Below are 22,644 nucleotides of genomic sequence, written 5' to 3' on the forward strand. Positions count from 1 at the left end.
CCCCATCGTCCGGTTCAAACATCGCGAACCCCCGCCCACGAGCCGCTCATCAAACCCGCCGGCTTCTCGCTGGCGCAGACCCGGGCGCTTGTTTCCCACGCTTGCACCTGTACATTCAGGCCAGCATAAACACCATACCCTGCGCCCGCCCGAATCGTTTCGAACGCGCTGAGGCTTTCGCCAGAACGGATTGCGCCACTTGCCTTGATAGCGCCACCCGCCTTGATGCCCCAGCCCGCCTCCAGGTGCATACCGCAATCGATCTGCATGCCGACCGAGATACCTTCGATGGCGTGGACGCTGTCGCCTGTCACCAGATTGCCTCCGATCACTAGACTCTTTGCGCATACGAGGGCGCCTTGTGCGGTCAAGTCGCGGCCCACCGAAGCTTGATCGCCCAGATTCAGGCGGCCTCCGCACCGAACATCCCAGGCGGTACGAAGGTCGAACTTGACGGTAAGGTCTCCGCTCGTCTCGATACCCCAACCGACCTTGAGACGGCCACCTGATTCGAGCCTGCCGTTGCTGCGAATACCTCCTTCACAGCGAATGTCATCGCCTGACACCAGCGCTTCACCGGCAAAAATGCTGCCGCCCACGTGAACGCGCTGACCAACCCGCACCACCGAACCCACGTCGATGTTGCCGCGCACTCGCAGCGAACCCGCAAACACGACCGCTTCGGCCGAGAGATGGTCAACAGTCAGCGTCTCGTTGGTGGGGCCGAACTGCTCGAGTAGCCAGCAGGCGTCGTTCACACGACCGGCGTTGACCAGGGCGTCCAGCAGGTCCTGATAGTTGCTGCCCTCCTGGTAGTGGCGCAGGAACCAGCGAAAGCCTTCAGCACAAGGCTGCTTGGTCTTGATGAAATGTTTAGTGAGGTCCATGGCGTTCTCAATAATGGTTGTCCTGCACGGTTTCGTCGAGCGTGGTGCTGAGATGAAAAAGCTTCCAGCTTCGCCGCGACAACGGTCCCATCACCAACACAGGAGAGACACTGGCCTTGGCCAGCACCTCATCCAGCGACACCGACCGTTTGATGGCATCGCAATGCATGGGAATGCTTGGGCGAATGAGGGCCTCCCCCGTAGCGCAGGGCCAGCGGAGCGTGATTGATGGCGACAAGGCGGCTAGGTGGTGTAGTCGCCGGTGGCTTCGGGCTGGAACAGCAGTTCGACAATCTCGGCCGCGCATGCGTCCCCGTGGGGCGTGCGCCAGCGGGCGATCGCACCCACGCGCTGGCCCAGCAGGCTCGTCCCCACGGGAGAGAGCACGGAGATGAAGCCCAGGTTCGGTTCGACATCGCCGGGGTAGCACAGCGTGAGCCTCTGCCGCTTCTTTGACGCGAGGTCTTCGATGGTGACCTGCGAGTACATCGTGACAATGTCGGGTGGAATCTCACGCGAGGTGACGAGTTCCAGGGATTCGAGCATGTCGACCAGTTCGGACGAAAGTTGTCCGCCACGCAGCTTGTTCAGGCGTGCGAAATCGATTTCGGTGAGCAGCCGATCACCAGCAAGGTTTTTGTGCATGTTGCACTCCAACTGTTGCAGGCTCGCCACGTAAAAGGGCGACGCCCGCTATCGCGCTGGACTTAGGCCCGGCGATGGTTGGATTGCGCAAAAAGGTGGAAGGGGGTATCGCCGGGCTTAGGAATGTGCGGCCGGCTGGCGCAGTCCCGCCGAGCCCATCAACTTGCGACCAGCCACAGCGCCGCCTGCCACGAAAGACAAGCAAACTGCGGTGTTGACAGTGATGGTTGGGTGAAAGGCCATGTGACCATTGTAAGAGGCTTTGCAATCTACTGTTGCCATGTTCTCTTTTGTACTCTCATCATGGCCAAGCATCGACGGACACGCCAGATACCTGAACGTGACTGACAGCAGCCGAGCCCAAGGCCGACTCCCAATCTGATGCCCTGAAAATCGATCGGTGCGGGCGGCGAGCGTGAGCGTTTTAACTTTTCAGCCGCATCTCCGCCGCCCGCGCATGGGCCTGCAGGCCTTCGCCATGCGCCAGTGTGGAGGCGATCCGGCCCAGGGTCTGGGCACCGGCTTCACTGACCTCGATCAGGCTGCTGCGCTTTTGAAAGTCATAAACCCCCAGCGGCGATGAAAAGCGCGCGGTGCCGCTGGTGGGCAGCACATGGTTGGGGCCGGCACAGTAGTCGCCCAGCGACTCGCTGGTGTAGGCGCCCAGAAAAATGGCGCCGGCGTGTTTCAGCAGCGGCTCCCAGCGGTGCGGGTCGCGGCTGGACACCTCCAGGTGTTCCGGGGCAATCCGGTTGCTGATGGCACAGGCTTCTTCCATGCTGCGGGTCAGGATCAGGGCGCCGCGGTCGGTGAGCGACCTGGCGATGATCTGCTGCCGTGGCATCTCGGGCAGCAAACGGTTGATGCTGGCCTGTACCTGGTCGATGTAGACTGGATCGGGGCACAGCAGAATGCTTTGCGCCAGTTCGTCGTGCTCGGCCTGGCTGAACAGGTCCATCGCCACCCAATCGGGCGGCGTGGAGCCATCGGCCAGCACCAGAATCTCGCTCGGGCCGGCAATCATGTCGATGCCGACCGTGCCAAACACGCGGCGCTTGGCGGCTGCCACGTAGGCGTTGCCGGGGCCGGTGATCTTGTCCACCTTCGGAATGGTTGCCGTGCCATAGGCCAGCGCCGCCACCGCCTGGGCGCCGCCCACAGTGAAGGCACGGGTGACGCCGGCCACGTAAGCCGCAGCCAGCACCAGCATGTTTTTCTCGCCACGCGAGGCGGATGCCGAGTTTTTGTCACGTGCTGGCGTGGGCACCACCATGATGATCTCGCCCACACCCGCCACATGGGCCGGTATGGCGTTCATCAACACGCTGCTCGGGTAGGCGGCCTTGCCGCCCGGCACGTAAATGCCAACGCGGTCCAGCGGTGTGACCTTTTGGCCCAGCAGCGTGCCGTCTGCGTCGCGGTAGCTCCAGCTTTCGCCGCTGGCCTTGCGCTGCGCCTCGTGGTAACTGCGCACGCGGGCAGCAGCTGCTTGCAGGGCGTCACGCTGCACCGCTGGCAAGCCATCAAAAGCCAGCTTGAGCTCGGCCTGGGTCAGTTCCAGCTCCGCCATGCTGCCAGCCTGCAAGCCGTCGAAGCGGGCGGTGTAGTCCAACACGGCTGCATCGCCACGCTGTTGCACGTCCACCAGAATATCGGCCACCCGCTGCTCGATGCCGGCGTCGGTTTCCGCCGACCAGTGCAGGCGCGCCTTGAAATCAAGTTCAAAGCTGCTGCTGGCGGTTGACAGGCGGGCGGGCGTGGCGAGGGGTGACATGGCATTCAATCCGGTTTAGTTGCCGATGGCCGAGGCAAAGGCGTCGATGATCTTGCGAAGGGGGGCCTGCTTGAGCTTGAGCGCGGCCTGGTTCACCACCAGGCGGGAGCTGATGTCCATGATGTGCTCGACCTCGACCAGGTGGTTGGCCTTGAGGGTGTTGCCGGTGGAGACCAGGTCGACGATGGCGTCGGCCATGCCCACCAGCGGCGCCAGCTCCATGCTGCCGTAGAGCTTGATCAGGTCCACATGCACGCCCTTGGCGGCAAAAAAGTCGCGCGAGATCGCCACGTATTTGGTGGCCACGGTCAGGCGCGAGCCTTTTTTGACCGCGCTCGGGTAATCAAAATCCGAGCGCACCGCCACACTGATGCGGCACTTGGCGATTTGCAGGTCAAGCGGCTGGTACAAGCCCTCGCTGCCGTGCTCCAGCAGCGTGTCCTTGCCAGTGATGCCGAGGTCGGCCCCGCCATACTGCACATAGGTGGGCACATCGGTGGCGCGCACCACCAGCACCCGGACATCGGGCTGGTTGGTGGTCAGAATGAGCTTGCGGGATTTTTCCGGGTCTTCCAGCACCTCGATACCCGCGGCTTTGAGCAGCGGCAGGGTTTCTTCAAAAATGCGTCCTTTGGACAGAGCCAGGGTAATCATGCCTTGATTCTTTCAATGTCGGCGCCGAGGCCGCGCAGCTTGGCTTCCATCTGGTCGTAGCCGCGATCCAGGTGGTAAATGCGGTCCACTAGCGTTTCGCCCTCGGCCACCAGGCCGGCAATGACCAGGCTGGCCGAAGCGCGCAGGTCGGTCGCCATCACGGTCGCACCGGACAAGGCGCGCACGCCTTCCACCATGGCCACTTTGCCGTCGATCTGGATGTTGGCGCCCAGCCGCACCAGCTCATTGACGTGCATGAAGCGGTTCTCGAAAATGGTCTCGGTCACTTTGGACGTGCCTTGCGCCACGGTGTTGAGCGCCATGAACTGGGCCTGCATGTCGGTCGGGAAACCCGGGTATTCGGTGGTGCGAAAGCTCTGCGCCTTGAGTTGCCGGGCACCGCCCGACTGCACCCGGATGCCGTCGGGCACCTGGCTCACCGTGACACCTGCGTCACGCAGCTTTTCCACCACCGCCTCAAGGTGCTCGATGCGGCCGTGTTGCACCACCACGTCGCCACCAGCAGCGGCCACGGCACACAGGAAGGTACCTGTCTCAATGCGGTCGGCCACCACCTGATGGGTACAACCGTGCAGGGCTTCAACGCCCTGGATGACGATGCGGCTGGTGCCATGGCCTTCGATGCGGGCACCCATCTGGATCAGCATCTCGGCCAGGTCGGGAATCTCGGGCTCCTGCGCGGCATTTTCCAGAATGGTCTCGCCCTCGGCCAGGCAGGCGGCCATCATGAAGTTTTCGGTGCCGGTGACCGTCACCATGTCGGTTGCAATGCGCGCCCCCTTGAGGCGCGTGCGCCCTGCCGGCAATTTGGCAACCATGTAGCCATGCTCGACCACAATCTCGGCGCCCATGGCCGTCAGGCCCTTGATATGCTGGTCGACCGGCCGCGAGCCGATGGCGCAGCCCCCCGGCAGCGACACCTTGGCCCGACCAAAGCGCGCCAGCAAGGGGCCCAGCACCAGCACCGAGGCACGCATGGTCTTGACCAGCTCGTAAGGCGCTTCGGGGGTGATGGCGCCAGCGGCCTGCAAGCTCATGCCGCCGCGCTCGCCGTGCGTCTGGGTCTGCACTCCCATGTGGCCAAGCAGCTTGCGCATGGTGGCCACGTCCTGCAGGCGCGGCACATTGCGCAAGGTGACAGGCTCTGCGGTCAGCAAGGCCGCGCAGAGTTCGGGCAGGGCGGCATTTTTGGCCCCGGAAATCATGACCGCACCATGCAAGGGCCGGCCACCGCGAATCAGTAATTTGTCCATGGTTCAGACCGGTTGTGCTGCCCATTCGGCAGGTGTGAAAGCTTTGATTGACAGGGCATGAACTTCATCGGTTTTCATCTTGTCGCCCAGGCAGGCATAAACCCGCTGATGGCGCGCAATGGCACGTTTGCCTTCAAATTCAGGCGAGACCACAACGGCATACCAGTGGCGGCCGTCGCCCTCCAGTGTGAGGTGGTCACATGCAAGTCCATCGGCAATGAGTTGTTTGATTTGGTCGGCAGTCATTTGTTTACTTTCTTGAATTTGTCGTCATTGCGAGCATAGCGCGGCAATGACGGACGAATACCTTTATCAGGAGCGAATCTTGTAACCCATGCGCAGCAGCAGCAACGCCCACAGGCCAACGCCCACCGTAGCGGCCGACACAATGCCCAGGCTGAGCCAGGGTGAGACATCGCTGACCCCAAAAAAGCCATAGCGGAAGCCATCAATCATGTAGAAGAACGGATTGAAGTGGCTCACGGTCTGCCAGAACGGTGGCAAGGAATTGATGGAGTAAAAAACGCCACTCAGAAACGTCATGGGCATCACGGCAAAGTTCTGGAAAGCGGCCATTTGCTCAAACTTTTCGGACCACAATCCGGCCACCACGCCCAAGGCACCCATCAGGGCAGCACCCAACACCGCAAACAGCAGCGCCCACAACGGTTGTGCCAACGGTGGCAAGGCAAATACCAGCGAGACCGCCAATACGCCCAAGCCCACCACCAGGCCGCGCACAATGGCCGCGCCAACATAGGCGACAAACCAGTGCCAGGCCGACAGGGGTGTCAGCAGCAAGAACACCAGATTGCCCATGACCTTGCTGGCGACCAAAGACGATGAACTGTTGGCAAAAGCGTTTTGCAACAGGCTCATCATGGCCAGACCGGGGATCAGAAAGGCGGTGTAGCTCACATTGTCGTAGACCTTGACGTGGGACTCCAGCGCCTGACCAAAGACCAGCAGGTACAGCAAGGCGGTCAGGATCGGGCCGGTGATGGTTTGCGCCGCCACCCGCAAGAAACGCAGCACCTCTTTGTACAGCAGCATTTGCCAGCCGGTCATGCGGGGCTCCTGTCGTCGGGTCCGGGGTGCTGTTGCATCACTTTTAAAAATACGTCTTCGAGGTCGGGGCGACGAATCTCGATGTCTTGCACCTGCAGGCCTGCCTGGCGAATTTGAATCAGGTATTGTTCGACGGCCAGGGCATCCTTCGTGGGCAATTGCACGACACGCCCGGTCACCCGCGCCAGCCGGGCCAAATCGGGTGGCAGGTCGCCATCGACCGTGCAGCGCAACACATTGCCGGAGGCCGCACTGAGCAGCGCACTGGTGCTGTCCAGCGCCACCACTTTGCCCGTTTTCAACATGGCAATGCGACCGCATAGGGCTTCCGCCTCTTCGAGGTAATGGGTGGTCAACAAAACCGTATGCCCCTGTTTGTTGAGCTTGGCGATAAAGTGCCACAGCGTCTGGCGCAATTCCACGTCGACGCCGGCGGTGGGCTCGTCCAGCACGATCACGGGCGGCTTGTGCACCAGCGCCAGCGCCACCAGCACGCGGCGCTTCATGCCGCCAGAAAGCGCTCGCATATTGGCATTGGCCTTGTCAGTGAGCCCCAGGCTGTCGAGCAGTTCGTCAACCCAGGCGGCGTTGTGCCTGACCCCGAAGTAGCCCGACTGAAACAACAAGGCTTCCCGGACGTTGAAAAAGGGATCAAACACCAGCTCTTGCGGCACCACCCCCAGGGCCCGGCGGGCGGCGGCAAAATCGGTTTGCACGTCATGGCCCATGACGCTGACGCGCCCGGAACTGGCTTTGGCCAGACCCGCCAGAATGGTGATCAGGGTGGTTTTGCCCGCACCATTCGGGCCGAGCAAACCGAAAAATTCGCCTTCTTCAACAGCCAGACTCACCTCATCAAGTGCGAGAAAGGTGCCACCCTGCGGGCCGCGTGGTGAGGGATAGCGCTTGGAGACGGACTGAAATGAAATGGCGGGCATGGGGCCGCTATTTTACCGGGGCATCAGGCCGTTGACGGCAGCAATTCGGCAATGCCGTACAAAGCAGCCAAGTCTTGCAGGCGTTGCGGTGCGTTCTTGAGCACAAGTTTTTTACCCATTTTGAGGACATTCCTGCGCACTTCAAGCAGCACGGCCAAGGCCGCCGAGTCAAAGCGGCTCAAGCCCCCGGCGTCGAGCACCAGTTCGGTCCCTGACGCGTTGTCCAAGGTTCTGGACAGGCTTGCCAGACAGGCTACGGCACTGGCGTGGGTAATCGTCTCAGGCAACACCAACATATCAGCCTTTGACCGGCTTGGGATTGGCTGCAGCGTTGGATTTATTGCGCTCGGTCAGCGTGGCAATCAGGCCATCGATGCCTTTGGCATTGATTTCCTGGGCAAACTGACTGCGGTAGGTTTCCACCAACCAAACGCCCAGTACATTGAGGTTGTAAATTTTCCAGCCAGCACCCACACCCGGCGTTTTTTCAAGTCGGTAGTCCAGTTGCACCGGGTCACCACGGCCGGTGATCTGGGTGCGCACCATCACTTCCTTGTCATCTGGCGCAGCGCGCAGGGGCTTGACACTGAAACTCAGATTCTTGGCCTGGCTCATGGCACCGGAATAGGTGCGCACCAACAGCGTTTTGAATTCAGATTCAAGACGCTTGCGTTGCTCAGGGGTCGCCTGACGCCAGCCAGGACCTACGGCGGAAGCCGTCATGCGCTGAAAGTTCAGGTGAGGCATGATTTTTTCGTCAACCACTTCGATGATGCGCGACACATCACCGGCCTGGACCGCCTTGTCGGCCTGGATGATATCGAGGGATTCCCGCGTCAGGCGCCCAATGAGCGCGTCAGGCGCTTCGTCGGCGGCATGCCCCGGCACCGACAGGAACAAGCTGGCAGTGACGGCCAGCAGCCACTGATTCAAAAAACGTCTGTTCATGGTTGATTGCTCCCAAAAGTCATTTGACTGGATTTTCTACTGTTGGTTCAAACGGCTCGCTGTCATCTGGCGGGTCGCCGTCATACACGGCATTTAAACGGCTCTGCAGAAAGGCATCGCGGGTAAAGGTGTAGGGATCCAGCGCGACTTGATCCAAGATGTTGGAGGCTTGCAACAGGCGGGCCCGCCGACTCAACAAATTCAGGGAGGTGAGTGAATTACGCGTCGACACATCACTGACACCGGCGACCAGATTGCCTTGTGCATCCACCGGCAAAGCAACGGTGTCGCGCACAGTGGACGGCCCAAGCAATGGCAACACCAGATAAGGACCTGCGCCCACGCCCCAATAGCCCAGCGTCTGGCCAAAGTCTTCGGTTTGCCGCTCGACTTGCATCTCGGACGCGATGTCCAGCACACCGCCAAAACCAAGGAGTGTGTTAACGCCAAAGCGCACCAGGCTGTTGCCGGCCGCCTCACCCTTGAGTTGCAAGCTGTTGTTGACGAACGACCATGCGTCCTGCAGATTGGCGAAAAAATTGTTCACGCCGGTGCGAACCGGCGACGGCAAGACATCACGGTAAACGGTGGCGACCGGCTTGACAACCGCCCGGTCCACCGCGTCATTGAACTGGTACATGCCGCGATTAAAGGGCTCCAGTGGGTCGCGCGGATTGGCGTTGGGTCCGGTGGCACAGCCGCTCAACATGAGCACGGACAGCGCCAAACCTGCCCAGAAGCCGGGGGACATCCTGCCGTTTGTTGAATTGCTAAAAGATCTCATTATTTTCCCTGACTCGCATTCCCATCCGCTGGCTCCGCGGCTTTACTGAATAAAAACTGGCTGATAAGATTTTCCAGCACCACGGCCGACTGGGTGCTGGAGATGGTGTCACCCGCCACCAGGTTTTTGTCCTCTGCGCCGGGTTCAATCCCCAGGTACTGCTCGCCCAGCAAACCACTGGTCAGGATTTTGAGTGAACTGTCCTTGGGAAACACATAGCGACTCTCCAGCGCCAGCGTGACCACCGCCTGGAAGGACTTGTCATCAAAGACAATGTTTTCAACCCGGCCAACGACGACGCCGGCACTGCGCACCGCCGCCTTGGGTTTGACGCCGCCCACATTGTCAAACTTGGCCTTGACAATGTAGGTTTTCTGAAAACTAAGGCTCAGCAGGTTGGCGGATTGCAGGGCCAAAAACAGGATGGCCACGGCACCGATCAACACAAAAGTACCGACCCAGACATCATTTTTAGAGCGTTGCATAAAACTTCCTTTTAATCATTTGGGGACAGAGCTGGTGCGCTTCGCGTCACTTCGGTCTTTCCCACAAGGCATTCATATCGTGAACATCATGGCGGTCAGGATGAAATCCAGACCCAGCACGGCAAGCGATGCCACCACCACGGTGCGTGTAGTGGCACTGGCTACACCTTCTGGCGTGGGCTGGGCTTCAAAGCCCTGCAGCAGCGCAACAAAGGTCACGGTAAAGCCAAACACAATGCTTTTGATGACGCCGTTACCCACGTCCTGCCAGACATCCACGCCGCCCTGAATCTGACTCCAGAACGAGCCGGCGTCGACCCCGATCATGAGTACGCCCACGACCCAGCCGCCAATGATGCCCATGGCACTGAACACCGCGGCCAGCAGCGGCATGACGATCACACCGGCCCAGAAACGCGGCGCCAGAATGCGCTGCACCGGATCAACCGCCATCATTTCCATGACACTGATCTGCTCACCCGCCTTCATCAAGCCGATCTCGGCGGTCAGCGAGGTGCCTGCGCGCCCGGCAAACAACAGGGCGGTGACCACCGGCCCGAGCTCACGCACCAAACTGAGCGCCACGAGCAGACCCAGGGCTTCCGAAGAGCCATAACGCTGCAAGGTGTAATAGCCCTGCAAGCCAAAGACAAAACCGACAAACAGACCCGACACCGCAATGATGGCGAGCGAGTAATTGCCTAAAAAGTGAATCTGGTCACGAATCAGGCCAAAACGCTTCAAACTGCCACCCAAAGTGGCGAGCAAGCGCACGAAAAGCCGCGCGCCCAGACCCATATTCGCCAGTTGATTGCGCGTGGCCAAGCCGATGTCGGCAGGTTTGTACCAACTCATAAGCAGGCCTCCACCCCAAAATCCTCGTCAACCGAGGGGCCCGGATAATGAAAGCGGACCGGGCCGTCTGCCAGGGCGTTCACATACTGGTACACCAGCGGATCGGTGCTCTGGAGCACCTGCTCGGGCGTGCCTTGCATGGCAATTTTGCCATTGGCGAGAATGATCACATGGTCAGAAATGGTAAAAGTTTGTTCCAGCTCATGCGAGACAAAGACGCTGGTGAGCCCCATTGAATCATTGAGTTGACGGATCAGCCGCGCTGCCGTGCCAAGAGAAATCGGGTCCAGGCCCGAGAACGGTTCATCGTACATCACCAGCTCGGGATCAAGTGCAATGGCGCGTGCCAGCGCAATGCGCCGTGCCATGCCGCCCGACAGGTCGCTCGGCATCAGGTCGTGCGCACCGCGCAGGCCGACGGCATTGAGCTTCATCAGCACAATGTCCCGAATCAGCGTTTCCGGCAGATCAGTGTGTTCGCGCAGGGGGAAAGCGACGTTGTCAAACACCGACAAGTCGGCAAACAGCGCGCCAAACTGGAACAACATGCCCATGCGACGCCGCGCGGCATAGATTTGCGTCTGGTTCATGGGCGTGACATCCTGTCCGTCAAACAGCATCTGGCCGGACTGTGCCCGGTTCTGGCCGCCCATCAAACGCAGAATGGTGGTCTTGCCGCCACCCGAGGCACCCATCAGCGCCGTCACCTTGCCACGCGGGATTGACAGGGATACGTCGTCCAGAATCACCCGCTCTCCGTACCCGAAGGTGAGATTGCGTAGTTCGACAAGCGCGTCTGAGGAGGATATGGCCATAAATAAATAGAAAGGCCGGGCAGTCCCGGCCTGACGATCATAAGGGATTACACCTATGGACGCGCGGGAGCCATGTCATTGGCCTCCAAATCAGCGTGGCAGATCGCTGAATCCCATCAGGAATTCATCGACTGAACGGGCGGCTTGGCGACCTTCGCGGATGGCCCAGACCACCAGGCTTTGGCCGCGACGCATGTCACCAGCGGCAAACACCTTGGCCACATTGGTGGCGTAACCGCCGATGAAATCGGTGCTGGCGCGGGCGTTACCCCGGTTGTCCTTGTCCACCCCGAAAGCGTCGAGCACGGTGGCAACCGGATTGACAAAACCCATGGCCAGCAACACCAGGTCGGCCTTGTAGGTTTTCTCGGTGCCTGGAATTTCGACCATCTTGCCGTCTTTGAGCTCAATGTGCACGGTTTTCAGGCCGGTCAGCTTGCCTTTTTCACCAATGAATTCCTTGGTGGAAATGGCAAATTCACGCACGCAACCTTCGTCGTGGCTGGAACTGGTGCGCAGTTTCATGGGCCAGTAGGGCCAGGTCAACGGCCGGTTTTCTTCCACCGGTGGTTGCGGCATGACCTCGAACTGGGTGACGCTGACCGCACCATGGCGGTTGCTGGTCCCGACGCAGTCGGAACCGGTGTCACCACCACCGATCACGATGACGTGTTTGCCGTCAGCGCGCAACTGGTTTTTGAGCTTGTCGCCGGCATTGACCTTGTTTTGCTGCGGCAGGAATTCCATCGCAAAATAAATGCCGTCCAGCTCGCGCCCTGGCACCGGCAGGTCACGCGACTGCTCGGCGCCGCCGGTCAGCAGCACGGCGTCAAATTCGGCCTGCAACTGCGCTGGAGACACGGTTTCCTTGGCCCAATTGGTCACTTTGGAGCCCTTGGGCAGCTCGCCGACCAACACACTGGTGCGAATCGTCACGCCTTCCGCCTTGAGCTGCTCAACCCGGCGGTCGATGTGGGTTTTTTCCATCTTGAAGTCAGGAATGCCGTAGCGCAGCAAACCACCCACGCGGTCATTTTTCTCGAACAGGGTCACGTCATGGCCGGCGCGCGCCAACTGCTGCGCAGCCGCCATGCCCGCCGGGCCGGAGCCCACCACGGCCACCTTTTTGCCGGTCCGGATCTGGGCGGGCTGCGCTTTCACCCAACCGTTCTCCCAGGCGCGGTCGATGATGGCGTGCTCGATCGACTTGATACCGACGGCACTGTCATTCACATTCAGGGTGCAGGCCGCCTCACACGGAGCCGGACAGATGCGCCCGGTGAACTCGGGGAAGTTGTTGGTGCTGTGCAGCACGTCAATGGCTTCTTTCCAGTCGCCCTGATAGACCAGGTCATTGAAGTCCGGAATGATGTTGTTGACCGGGCAACCATTGTTGCAAAACGGCGTGCCGCAGTCCATGCAACGCGCGGCTTGTTTGCTGGCAGCGTCATCGTTCAGGCCGATGACGAATTCCTTGTAGTTCTTGAGACGCTCGGGCACGGGCTTGTAACCCTCGTCGATGCGCTCATATTCCATGAAACCGGTAACTTTTCCCATGATATTTTTCCTTGGTCGTTGGTCCGTGCCGCTTTATTTGGCCGCGACCGGTTTGACTTCTTTTTGAGCCGCCGCTTGAGCTCTGTCCAGCTTGGCTTGCGCCCCTTTTTTGGCATGCAATTCGCCCAATGCGCGCTTGTACTCGATGGGGAAGACCTTGACAAATTTGAGACGTGAAGTTTCCCAGTTGTCGAGCAGCTCGCGGGCCCGGCGGCTGCCGGTCCAGCGGTTGTGGTCGGCCAGCATGTGCTTGAGTTGTTCTTCGTCGCTCAAACCCCGGTGCCACAGGCTGGCGTCCAGCGCTTCCTGCTGTTCGGCCGTGGTCAGCACTTTTTGCAGCGTCACCATGGCCGTGTTGCAGCGTTTGGCAAACTTGCCGTCTTCGTCATAGACGTAGGCAATGCCGCCGCTCATACCGGCAGCAAAGTTGCGCCCTGTCACGCCCAGCACCACCACGGTGCCACCGGTCATGTACTCACAGCCATGGTCGCCAGTGCCCTCCACCACGGCGCTGGCGCCCGACAGGCGCACGGCAAAGCGTTCGCCGGCGACACCGCTGAAGAAGGCCTCGCCACTGGTGGCGCCAAACATCACGGTGTTGCCGACGATGGTGTTCTTGACGGCATCACCGCGGAAATCAATGCTGGGGCGCACCACCACACGACCGCCGCTCAAACCCTTGCCGGTGTAATCGTTGGCATCACCAATCATGTAGAGCGTGATGCCGCGTGCCAGGAAAGCGCCAAACGACTGGCCACCGGTGCCTTCGAGCTGGATGCGGATGGTGTCATCAGGCAGCCCATCGGGGTGCACCTGTGTGACCGCGCCCGAGAGCATGGCGCCCACCGAACGGTTCACATTGCGCGCCACCTCGATGAATTGCACGCGCTCGCCCTTGTCGATGGCGGCACGACTCTTGGCAATCAGCACGTTGTCCAGCGACTTGTGCAGGCCGTGGTCCTGCTCCTCGAACTGGAAGCGCGGCACATCGGCGGGCACGTTGGGCTGGGCAAACAGGCGGCTGAAATCCAGACCACTGGCTTTCCAGTGGTCGAGCCCGGGACGCGTGTCGAGCAGATCCGCGCGGCCAATCATGTCGTCAAATTTGCGGATACCCAGTTGCGCCATGATCTGACGCACTTCTTCGGCAACGAAGAAGAAATAGTTCACCACATGCTCGGGTTTGCCCGAAAATTTCTGGCGCAACAACGGGTCTTGCGTGGCCACGCCCACCGGACAGGTATTGAGGTGGCACTTGCGCATCATGATGCAGCCCTCCACCACCAGTGGCGCGGTGGCAAAGCCGAATTCGTCAGCGCCCAGCAGCGCCCCAATGGCAACATCGCGGCCGGTTTTCATCTGGCCGTCGGCCTGCACGCGGATACGGCTGCGCAGGCGATTGAGCACCAGCGTCTGCTGGGTTTCAGCCAGACCGATTTCCCAGGGGCTGCCGGCGTGCTTGATGGACGACCAGGGCGAGGCACCCGTGCCGCCGTCATGACCGGCAATCACCACATGGTCGGCCTTGCATTTGGCCACGCCGGCGGCAATCGTACCGACGCCAATTTCACTGACCAGCTTGACGCTGATGCCGGCCTTGGGGGCGACATTTTTCAGGTCATGAATCAGTTGCGCCAGGTCCTCGATCGAATAGATGTCGTGGTGGGGTGGCGGCGAGATCAAACCGACACCGGGCACCGAGTGGCGCAGACGGCCGATGTACTCCGTCACCTTGGCGCCGGGCAACTGGCCGCCCTCACCGGGCTTGGCGCCTTGCGCCATCTTGATCTGGATCTGGTCGGCACTGCCCAGATACTCGGCCGTGACCCCAAAACGGCCCGAAGCGACTTGCTTGATGCGCGAACGCAGCGAGTCGGTCGGCAGCAGGGGAATGTCGACCTCAACCACGTCATGGCCAATGATGTCGGCCATGGTTTGGCCCTGCCTGATCGGAATGCCCTTGAGTTCCTGACGGTAACGCTGCTGGTCTTCGCCACCCTCACCGGTGTTGCTCTTGCCGCCGATGCGGTTCATGGCAATGGCCAGCGTGGCGTGTGCTTCGGTCGAGATCGAACCCAGCGACATGGCGCCGGTGGCAAAGCGCTTGACGATCTCTTTGGCGGGCTCGACCTGGTCCAGCGGGATCGCCTTGGCGGGATCGATCTTGAACTCGAACAGGCCGCGCAGCGTCATGTGGCGCTTGCTTTGGTCATTGACGATCTGGGCGTATTCCTTGTAGGTGTTCCAGTTGTTGGCACGCGTGCTGTGCTGCAGCTTGGCAATCGCGTCGGGCGTCCACATGTGCTCTTCACCACGGGCGCGCCAGGCGTATTCACCACCGGCATCCAGCCGGTTGGCCAGTACCGGGTCGGTGCTGTAAGCGGCCTTGTGCATGCGGATGGCTTCTTCAGCAATCTGAAACACGCCAATGCCTTCCACCTTGCTGGGCGTGCCGGTGAAGTATTTGTCGATGGTGTCAGTGGACAGGCCAATGGCCTCGAACAACTGCGCACCGCAGTAGCTCATGTAGGTCGACACGCCCATTTTGGACATGATCTTGGACAGGCCCTTGCCCACCGCCTTGACGTAGTTGTAGATGGCTTTGTCGGCGCTCAAATCACCTGGCAGGTCCTTGCAGATGCTGGCCAGGGTTTCCATCGCCAGGTACGGGTGGATCGCCTCGGCGCCATAACCTGCCAGCACGCCGAAGTGGTGCACCTCACGCGCGGTGCCGGTTTCAACCACCAGACCGGCCGTGGTGCGCAGGCCCTCGCGCACCAGGTGCTGGTGAATGGCGGACAGCGCCAGCAAGGCAGGAATGGCCACCTGGGTGGCGCTGATGCCGCGATCGCTGATGATCAGGATGTTGTTGCCGTTCTTGATGGCATCCACCGCCTCGGCACACAGCGACGCCAGCTTGGCCTCGACCCCTTCACGGCCCCAGGTCAGGGGGTAGGTGATATCGATGGTGTAGCTGTGGAACTTGCCATGGGTGTGTTTGGCGATGTCGCGCAGCTTGGCCATGTCGGCAAAGTTGAGCACAGGCTGGCTCACCTCCAGGCGCATCGGCGGATTGACCTGGTTGATGTCGAGCAGGTTGGGCTTGGGGCCGATAAAGGACACCAGGCTCATCACGATGGCTTCGCGGATCGGGTCGATCGGCGGGTTGGTCACCTGGGCGAACAGCTGCTTGAAGTAGTTGTAGAGCGGCTTGTTCTTGTCGGACAGCACCGCCAGCGGGCTGTCGTTGCCCATGGAGCCAATGGCCTCTTCACCATTGGCCGCCATCGGGGCGATCAAAAACTTGAGGTCTTCCTGGGTGAAGCCAAAAGCCTGCTGGCGGTCCAGCAAGGTGCCCTCGGACTCGGCCGCGCTGGCAGGTTCGCCGCCACCCTGGACGTCGTCCAGACGGATGCGCAGGTTCTCGATCCATTGCTTGTAAGGCTTGCCGTTGGCCAGCGTGGACTTGAGTTCTTCATCATCCACCATGCGACCCTGTTCCAGGTCGATCATGAACATCTTGCCGGGCTGCAGGCGCCACTTGCGCACAATCTTGTTCTCGGGGAAGGGCAATACGCCGGACTCGGAGGCCATCACCACCAGATCGTCGTCGGTAATGCAGTAGCGTGACGGGCGCAGGCCGTTGCGGTCCAGCGTGGCGCCGATCTGGCGGCCATCGGTGAAGACAATGCTGGCCGGGCCGTCCCAGGGCTCCAGCATGGCAGCATGGTATTCATAGAACGCGCGGCGGCGCTCGTCCATGCTGGTGTGGTTTTCCCAGGGTTCCGGGATCATCATCATCACAGCCTGGCTGATCGGGTAGCCGGCCATGGTCAACAACTCCAGACAATTGTCAAAAGTGGCGGTGTCTGACTGGGTGGGAAAACTGATGGGGTACAGCTTTTGCAGATCGGCGCCCAGCACCGGCGAACTCATGACACCCTCGCGCGCTTTCATCCAGTTGTAGTTGCCCTTGACCGTGTTGATTTCGCCGTTGTGCGCCACATAGCGATACGGGTGGGCCAGCGGCCACTCGGGGAAAGTGTTGGTTGAAAAACGCTGGTGCACCAGACCCAGCGCAGAGACACAACGCTGGTCTTTCAGGTCAAGGTAATAGGTACCGACCTGGTCGGCCAGCAACAGGCCTTTGTAAATGACAGTACGGCTCGACATGCTGGGCACGTAATACTCTTTGCTGTGCTTGAGCTTGAGCGCCTGGATGTGCGCACTGGCCGTCTTGCGAATCACATAGAGCTTGCGCTCCAGCGCATCCTGCACGATGACGTCATTGCCACGGCCAATGAATATCTGGCGCAGGATCGGTTCCTTTTTGCGCACATTGGGTGACATCGGCATGTCGCGGTCCACTGGCACATCGCGCCAGCCCAGCAGCACCTGGCCTTCGGCTTGCACCGCGCGCTCCAGCTCCTGCTCGCAAGCCTGGCGGCTGGCGTGTTCCTTGGGCAGAAACACCATGCCCACGCCGTATTCCCCGGGTGGCGGCAGGGTGACGCCCTGCGCGGCCATTTCTTCGCGGTAGAGCGCATCAGGCAACTGGATCAGGATGCCGGCGCCGTCGCCCATGAGTTTGTCGGCACCCACGGCGCCGCGGTGGTCGAGGTTCTCAAGAATTTTGAGCGCATTTTTCACGATGTCATGCGACTTGACGCCCTTGATGTGGGCCACAAAACCAACGCCGCAAGCATCGTGCTCTTGTGCTGCTGAATACAAACCCTTGTCCTGGAGATGCTTGATCTCGGCTGCCGTCGTCATGGGCGCGCTCCTAAAAATTTCAGAAAAGTGAACTCTACCGCATTACAGCATTTATGCCAAACAAATTAATTGGGGTCAGATTCCAATTAATTTCACAAAATGTTATCTAAAATTTAATTGGGGACACGTCAAATTAAATAGCAATAAAGTATTTATTCATGAAGATTTCAGGCCTATTGAACGATGGATTTGTTGACAGAAAATGGGCGCCCGGCAACTGTTTTAGCCACTCGACGCGTCGTTCTTTTTTGCAAATCAGCAACAAAATCCGCTTCACCCAAGGCCCAGCCACTCAAGGTAGCCTGCGTAATGGCTGTTTCCTGCACCGGGTTGATGCCGCTTTGCACCAATTCGGCATATGCTGCTTCACGGGCAAATGGCGTGTTGCCCAGCTCCCAATAGAGTGCATGCGGTGTGATCAACCGGTCTGAACGGACGCCCAGATAATGCAAATGGCTCGACCAAGGGTAGTCCTGCGGCTGCGTCACCAGCCCGGCACGCACCGGATTGAGGTCAATATAAGCCATGCAGGCCAGCAAATAACGGTCCGTCTGGATCAGGGTGGATTTGTAGCGCCCTTCCCACAAGGTACCCGTTCGTTTGTGTGTGTTATTGAAATAGCGCACATAACTGCGCCCCACAGCCTGCATCATTTTGGGTAAACCATCATTTGTTTGCGGCGTGGCCAGCAAATGGAAATGATTGCCCATGAGCACATACGCGTGCAAGGCGACATTGAATTTTCTGGCGTTTTCTTCAATCAGGTCGAGCAACACCCGGTAATCAGCGGCCGTGGCAAAAATGGCTTGCTTGTTGTTGCCACGCTGAATCACATGGTGCGGATAGCCTGGCAGGGTGAGTCGAGGAAGGCGTGCCATTTACCTGGGGGCTTTGGCAATGCGGACCTTGCCGCCCGTGGTGACCAGGATCACGGCATCACCGGGAACAAATACTTCTGCGCCCCTGGCCTGCACCACGGCGCGGCGCTCACCGCCTTTGAGTTGAACCAGCAACTCTGTGGCGTCTTCGCGCGTGCTCATGCGCTCGATGGCGTTGCCTGCTGCGGCACCGGCCACGCCCACGAGCAAGCCAATCACATTGCTTTCCGCATTGGAGCCACCGCGTGTGGCGCCCGCCACGGCACCCGTGACACCTCCCACCGCCGCACCAATACCGCTCTGGCTGCCGTCCACCACCACATTGCGCACCGACAGCACCACACCGTCTTCAACCTTTGACAGGCGCTGGGCATCACCGCGCTGGATCACGTCGGGGCTGCTGCTGGCACAGGCAAGCAACAAGCTTGCAGAAATGGCTGACAGCAAACGTTGTATCCATCTTTTCATGATTGACTCCAATTTAAATCCAAGTTGCACACACATCAGACCTGATCGCCAGGATCGTCTGACAGCAATGGCGCATTGTCGGGCAGCTCTGTAAAGCGGGTATGCAGCAGCTCCCGCAGTCCAAATTCTGTCAACAAGGCATGCAACCGCTGGGCTGCGGCGCGCTTCTTTTGCCCCGTGTAGCGAGCCAGGATGAGCTCGTTTTTCATGCTGTGCTCCCACCCCACCAACTCGGTCACCGTGACCTGGTAGCCGCACGCCTCGAGATAAAGACAGCGCAGCACGTTACTGATCTGGCTGCCCATTTCACGGGTATGCAGCGGATGGCGCCACAGTTCCGACAGGGGCGTGCGTGACAGCGACAGCGCCTTGTGCTGGCTCAGCACCCGCGCCACTTCGGCCTGGCAGCAGGGGACCAACACCATGAAGCGGGCCTGTTTTTGCAAGCCAAAGGCAATGGCGTCGTCGGTGGCGGTGTCACAGGCATGCAAGGCCGTGACCACGTCAATTCGCGCAGGCAATTGCTCCGACTGTGCCGACTCAGCCACCGTGAGGTTCAGAAACGACATGCGATCAAAACCCAGTCGGCGTGCCAGCTCCTGGGACTTCTGCACCAATTCTGGGCGGGTCTCGATGCCGTAAATGTGCCCCTTTGCACGGCCTTTGAAAAACAGGTCATACAGGATAAAACCCAGATACGATTTGCCCGCGCCATGGTCGGCCAGGGTGATCCCTGATGTGTCAGCCAACTCCAGCAACAGCTTCTCGATGAACTGATAAAGGTGGTAGACCTGCTTGAGTTTGCGCCGTGAGTCCTGATTAAGCTTGCCGTCACGCGTGAGGATGTGCAACTCCTTGAGCAACTCAATGGATTGACCCGGGCGGATTTCGTCGGGCAAAGTCGGTGGTACATGTGCCACAGGCGGGTTGCGCTGGATTTTTTCAGTTTTTCGATGTGTCATGAGCCGATGATGCCACGACCGCCTCGCCAACTGCGGAGGCACCCACCTTGAGCGCAGCCCAACCTTCGGACCCAAGTCGCTCCATCGTTTGCATGTTCACCTCGAAAATGGATTCGGGGTCGGGAAAAGCCGCTACCGCGCGGTCAATGCTGTCTTCACGCAGCAGGTGCAGCGTGGGGTATGGCGAGCGGTTGGTGAAATTGGTGATGTCGTCTTCCTGGGTCCCGGCAAACTGATACCCGGGATGCAGTGAAGCAATTTGCAGCACACCTTCAAGATCCAGATCTGCCAGCACCCGATCAGCCTGGGCCAGAAAGTCATTGAAGTCCAGAAAGTCATGCAGGCAGTCTGGCGCGATCAACAGCGTGGTATCACGCAGCTTGGCGTCCACGGCAACCAGCGCCTGTAATTCAGCACGCACATCTTCGAGCAGCTCTTGCGCAGTGGTGGCACGGCTGACTGCGTAATGCACTTGCCCCTTGACATGCACGCTTTTGGCAAACGGGCACAGGTTGAGGCCGATCACGGCGCGTTCCAGCCAGGCCCGGGTATCAGCTATCACCAGATCGTGGGGGATCATGCCAACAACCTCAAGCCTGTCAGGCGTTCATGTTCGCGCAATGCAAAACGGTCGGTCATGCCGGCAATATAGTCCGCCACAATGCGCGCCAACGCGCGCTCGGCGACCGGCTCATGCGCCAGCGCTACCTGCCATCGACGGTGGTGGCTCTCGGGCATGTTGCCAGGCTGCGCCAGATAACGCGCAAACAAGTCGCGCACCACCTGCTGCGCCTGGCCCGTGGTGTCCAACACCCGCGGGTGACGGTACAGCTTTTCTAGCAAAAAACTTTTCAGCATTTGCGATTGCTCGCGCATTGCAGCGCTGAATCGAATTAAAGGAGGTGACTGCCGAACCGCAATGACCGTCTCCGGCGCCGCCGTTTGCAGTGCGCTCTTCGTCGCACTGATCACGTCATACACCTGGGCGCTCAACATGCGGCGAATTGACTCGTAAAGCAAGCGCCGCCCCTGCGCCTTGTCCTGCAACTGCGGATACTCCGCCTGCGTTTGCCGCCTGAAATCATCAAACAGCGGCACTTGCTGCAACTGTTCCAGTGTGATCAGCCCGGAGCGCACGCCATCATCAATGTCATGCGCGTTGTAGGCAATCTCATCGGCCAGATTGCACAACTGGGCTTCCAGGCTGGGCTGATAACGAACAAGAAAACGCTGGCCAACGCCACCCGGCTCGGCGCGCTCAAGTTGCTCGGCGTGGTGACGCGAGCAATGCTTGAGGATGCCTTCGCGCGTCTCAAACGTCAGGTTCAAGCCGTCGAATTCGGGGTAACGCGCTTCCAGATGATCAACCACGCGCAGACTTTGCAGGTTGTGTTCAAAGCCGCCAAAGTCGGCCATGCAGGCGTTGAGCGTATCTTGGCCGGCATGGCCAAAGGGCGTGTGGCCCAGATCATGTGCCAGGGCAATGGCTTCGACCAGGTCTTCATTGAGCTGCAAGGAGCGGGCGATGGAACGCCCCAGTTGCGCGACTTCGAGCGAATGCGTCAGCCGGGTACGAAACAAATCGCCTTCGTGGTTCAAAAAGACCTGGGTTTTATAGACCAGGCGCCGAAATGCCGTGCTGTGCACAATGCGGTCGCGGTCACGCTGGTAATCGGTACGGGTGGGTGCAGGCACCTGTGGGTAGCGCCGCCCGCGCGTTGTTGCAGGGTCACAGGCGTAGCGAGCCAAGGTCATTGGTTGATCTTCATCCGGCACAACACGCATCGATTACCTTGCGCACCACATCATCCGGCGCAGCGCGCACCGACGCTCGGCCGGGTTGCTCAATGACGACAAACTTGATCTCCCCGGCTTCGCTCTTTTTGTCCATCCGCATCAACTCAAGATAACGCCCGGCGTTGTCAGTATCTGACAGTCGCGGTGCCTTGACTGGCAGACCAGCCTTTTGGATCAGGTGCACCAAGCGGTTGACAAAAAACGCATCCACCAGACCCAGGCGCTGCGACAAATGCGCCGCCATCACCATGCCACACCCTACCGCCTCGCCATGCAGCCACTCGCCATAACCCAGGCCCGCTTCAATGGCATGGCCAAAGGTGTGGCCAAAATTAAGAATGGCGCGCAAGCCCGACTCGCGCTCGTCCTGCCCGACCACGTCGGCCTTGATCTCGCAACTGCGCTTGACCACATGCGCCAGCGCCGCCGGTTCTCGCGCCAGCAAGGCGTCCATATTCGTTTCCAGCCAGGCCAGAAAATCCATGTCCGCAATCGGCCCGTATTTGATGACCTCGGCCAGTCCGGCACTGAGCTCACGCGCGGGCAGGGTCTTGAGCGTGTCCAGATCACAGACCACCTTGAGCGGCTGGTAAAAAGCACCAATCATGTTCTTGCCCAGCGGATGGTTAATGGCCGTTTTACCGCCGACAGACGAGTCCACCTGCGCCAGCAAGGTGGTGGGTACCTGCACAAACGGCACGCCACGCATGAAGCTGGCGGCGGCAAAACCCGTCATGTCGCCAACCACCCCGCCGCCAAGGGCAAACAGCATGGTCTTGCGATCGCAGCCATGGCTCAGCAAGGCGTCAAAAATCAGATTCAGGCTTTCCCATGTTTTGAAGGCTTCGCCGTCTGGCACCACCACGGTGTGAATCCTGGGGTATTTGCCCGACAAAGCCCGCTGCAACCGATCAGCATACAAGGGGCCCACCGTGGTGTTGGTGACGATCAGCGCACTGTGCGCGTTGGGCAGTTCAGCATAGCTCAAGGGATTGTCAAACAGCGAGCCACGGATGGCGATGTGGTAGCTGCGCTCAGCCAGGCTAATGACAACAGTTTGGAGATCAGAGGAATGCATGGCC

The 22,644-nt window shown here is 59.9% G+C and carries 23 protein-coding genes; all 23 read right to left on the minus strand.

Going from position 1 to position 22,644, the window contains the following annotated elements; translation table 11 throughout:
- Positions 1–14: 14 nt before the first annotated feature.
- On the minus strand, positions 15–887 hold the full coding sequence (locus NDJ10_RS02710; protein ID WP_296159562.1) for a FapA family protein: 873 nt from the start codon (positions 885–887) through the stop codon (positions 15–17).
- Between the two features lie 7 nt (positions 888–894).
- Entirely contained in the window at positions 895–1,056 is a 162-nt protein-coding gene (locus NDJ10_RS02715; RefSeq protein WP_296159563.1) for a hypothetical protein, read from the minus strand.
- A 74-nt stretch (positions 1,057–1,130) separates the two neighbouring features.
- On the minus strand, positions 1,131–1,532 hold the full coding sequence (locus tag NDJ10_RS02720; RefSeq protein ID WP_296159564.1) for a GreA/GreB family elongation factor: 402 nt from the start codon (positions 1,530–1,532) through the stop codon (positions 1,131–1,133).
- Positions 1,533–1,956: 424 nt separating this feature from the next.
- Positions 1,957–3,306, minus strand: a complete 1,350-nt coding sequence (hisD, locus tag NDJ10_RS02725) for a histidinol dehydrogenase (protein WP_296159565.1) — start codon at positions 3,304–3,306, stop codon at positions 1,957–1,959.
- 15 nt (positions 3,307–3,321) lie between these two features.
- The gene (hisG, locus tag NDJ10_RS02730) at positions 3,322–3,960 is read right to left on the minus strand and encodes an ATP phosphoribosyltransferase (RefSeq protein ID WP_296159566.1); all 639 of its coding nucleotides are present in this window, start codon (positions 3,958–3,960) and stop codon (positions 3,322–3,324) included.
- On the minus strand, positions 3,957–5,234 hold the full coding sequence (murA, locus tag NDJ10_RS02735) for a UDP-N-acetylglucosamine 1-carboxyvinyltransferase (protein WP_296159567.1): 1,278 nt from the start codon (positions 5,232–5,234) through the stop codon (positions 3,957–3,959). The genes hisG and murA overlap by 4 nt, the downstream gene beginning before the upstream one ends.
- 3 nt (positions 5,235–5,237) lie before the next feature.
- On the minus strand, positions 5,238–5,480 hold the full coding sequence (locus NDJ10_RS02740; RefSeq protein WP_296159569.1) for a BolA family protein: 243 nt from the start codon (positions 5,478–5,480) through the stop codon (positions 5,238–5,240).
- Positions 5,481–5,546: 66 nt separating this feature from the next.
- Positions 5,547–6,302: an ABC transporter permease gene (locus NDJ10_RS02745; protein WP_296159570.1), complete on the minus strand. Its 756-nt coding sequence runs from the start codon at positions 6,300–6,302 to the stop codon at positions 5,547–5,549.
- Complete coding sequence (locus tag NDJ10_RS02750; RefSeq protein WP_296159571.1) at positions 6,299–7,240, minus strand: ABC transporter ATP-binding protein; 942 nt, start codon at positions 7,238–7,240, stop codon at positions 6,299–6,301. The genes NDJ10_RS02745 and NDJ10_RS02750 overlap by 4 nt, the downstream gene beginning before the upstream one ends.
- Before the next feature lie 23 nt (positions 7,241–7,263).
- Entirely contained in the window at positions 7,264–7,536 is a 273-nt protein-coding gene (locus tag NDJ10_RS02755; protein WP_296159572.1) for an STAS domain-containing protein, read from the minus strand.
- Between the two features lies 1 nt (position 7,537).
- Entirely contained in the window at positions 7,538–8,188 is a 651-nt protein-coding gene (locus NDJ10_RS02760; RefSeq protein WP_296159573.1) for an ABC transporter substrate-binding protein, read from the minus strand.
- Between the two features lie 19 nt (positions 8,189–8,207).
- Positions 8,208–8,939 carry a VacJ family lipoprotein gene (locus tag NDJ10_RS02765; protein ID WP_296159574.1) on the minus strand — a complete coding sequence of 244 codons (732 nt, stop codon included), beginning with the start codon at positions 8,937–8,939 and terminating at the stop codon, positions 8,208–8,210.
- A 32-nt stretch (positions 8,940–8,971) separates the two neighbouring features.
- A complete protein-coding gene (mlaD, locus tag NDJ10_RS02770) occupies positions 8,972–9,457 on the minus strand; it encodes an outer membrane lipid asymmetry maintenance protein MlaD (protein ID WP_296159575.1) in 486 nt (161 codons plus the stop codon).
- 72 nt (positions 9,458–9,529) lie between these two features.
- The gene (gene mlaE / locus NDJ10_RS02775; protein WP_296159577.1) at positions 9,530–10,312 is read right to left on the minus strand and encodes a lipid asymmetry maintenance ABC transporter permease subunit MlaE; all 783 of its coding nucleotides are present in this window, start codon (positions 10,310–10,312) and stop codon (positions 9,530–9,532) included.
- Positions 10,309–11,127: an ABC transporter ATP-binding protein gene (locus tag NDJ10_RS02780; RefSeq protein WP_296159578.1), complete on the minus strand. Its 819-nt coding sequence runs from the start codon at positions 11,125–11,127 to the stop codon at positions 10,309–10,311. Before NDJ10_RS02780 ends, mlaE begins: the two co-directional genes overlap by 4 nt.
- A gap of 90 nt (positions 11,128–11,217) precedes the next feature.
- The gene (locus NDJ10_RS02785) at positions 11,218–12,684 is read right to left on the minus strand and encodes a glutamate synthase subunit beta (RefSeq protein WP_296159579.1); all 1,467 of its coding nucleotides are present in this window, start codon (positions 12,682–12,684) and stop codon (positions 11,218–11,220) included.
- A 33-nt stretch (positions 12,685–12,717) separates the two neighbouring features.
- Positions 12,718–17,457 (minus strand): glutamate synthase-related protein, encoded by a 4,740-nt coding sequence (locus NDJ10_RS02790; protein ID WP_296159580.1) that lies wholly within the window; start codon positions 17,455–17,457, stop codon positions 12,718–12,720.
- Positions 17,458–17,630: 173 nt separating this feature from the next.
- Positions 17,631–18,335 (minus strand): transposase, encoded by a 705-nt coding sequence (locus NDJ10_RS02795; protein WP_296159581.1) that lies wholly within the window; start codon positions 18,333–18,335, stop codon positions 17,631–17,633.
- Positions 18,336–18,803 carry a hypothetical protein gene (locus NDJ10_RS02800; RefSeq protein ID WP_296159582.1) on the minus strand — a complete coding sequence of 156 codons (468 nt, stop codon included), beginning with the start codon at positions 18,801–18,803 and terminating at the stop codon, positions 18,336–18,338. It lies immediately after the preceding gene.
- A 35-nt stretch (positions 18,804–18,838) separates the two neighbouring features.
- Positions 18,839–19,765 (minus strand): SAM-dependent methyltransferase, encoded by a 927-nt coding sequence (locus NDJ10_RS02805; RefSeq protein WP_296159583.1) that lies wholly within the window; start codon positions 19,763–19,765, stop codon positions 18,839–18,841.
- Positions 19,746–20,345, minus strand: a complete 600-nt coding sequence (locus tag NDJ10_RS02810; RefSeq protein WP_296159584.1) for a DUF1415 domain-containing protein — start codon at positions 20,343–20,345, stop codon at positions 19,746–19,748. The genes NDJ10_RS02805 and NDJ10_RS02810 overlap by 20 nt, the downstream gene beginning before the upstream one ends.
- Entirely contained in the window at positions 20,342–21,520 is a 1,179-nt protein-coding gene (locus NDJ10_RS02815; protein WP_296159585.1) for a deoxyguanosinetriphosphate triphosphohydrolase, read from the minus strand. The genes NDJ10_RS02810 and NDJ10_RS02815 overlap by 4 nt, the downstream gene beginning before the upstream one ends.
- A gap of 10 nt (positions 21,521–21,530) precedes the next feature.
- Positions 21,531–22,640, minus strand: a complete 1,110-nt coding sequence (aroB, locus tag NDJ10_RS02820; protein ID WP_296159587.1) for a 3-dehydroquinate synthase — start codon at positions 22,638–22,640, stop codon at positions 21,531–21,533.
- Positions 22,641–22,644 lie beyond the last annotated feature (4 nt).

The organism is Rhodoferax sp., assembly GCF_023700745.1.
Lineage (GTDB): Bacteria > Pseudomonadota > Gammaproteobacteria > Burkholderiales > Burkholderiaceae_C > Rhodoferax.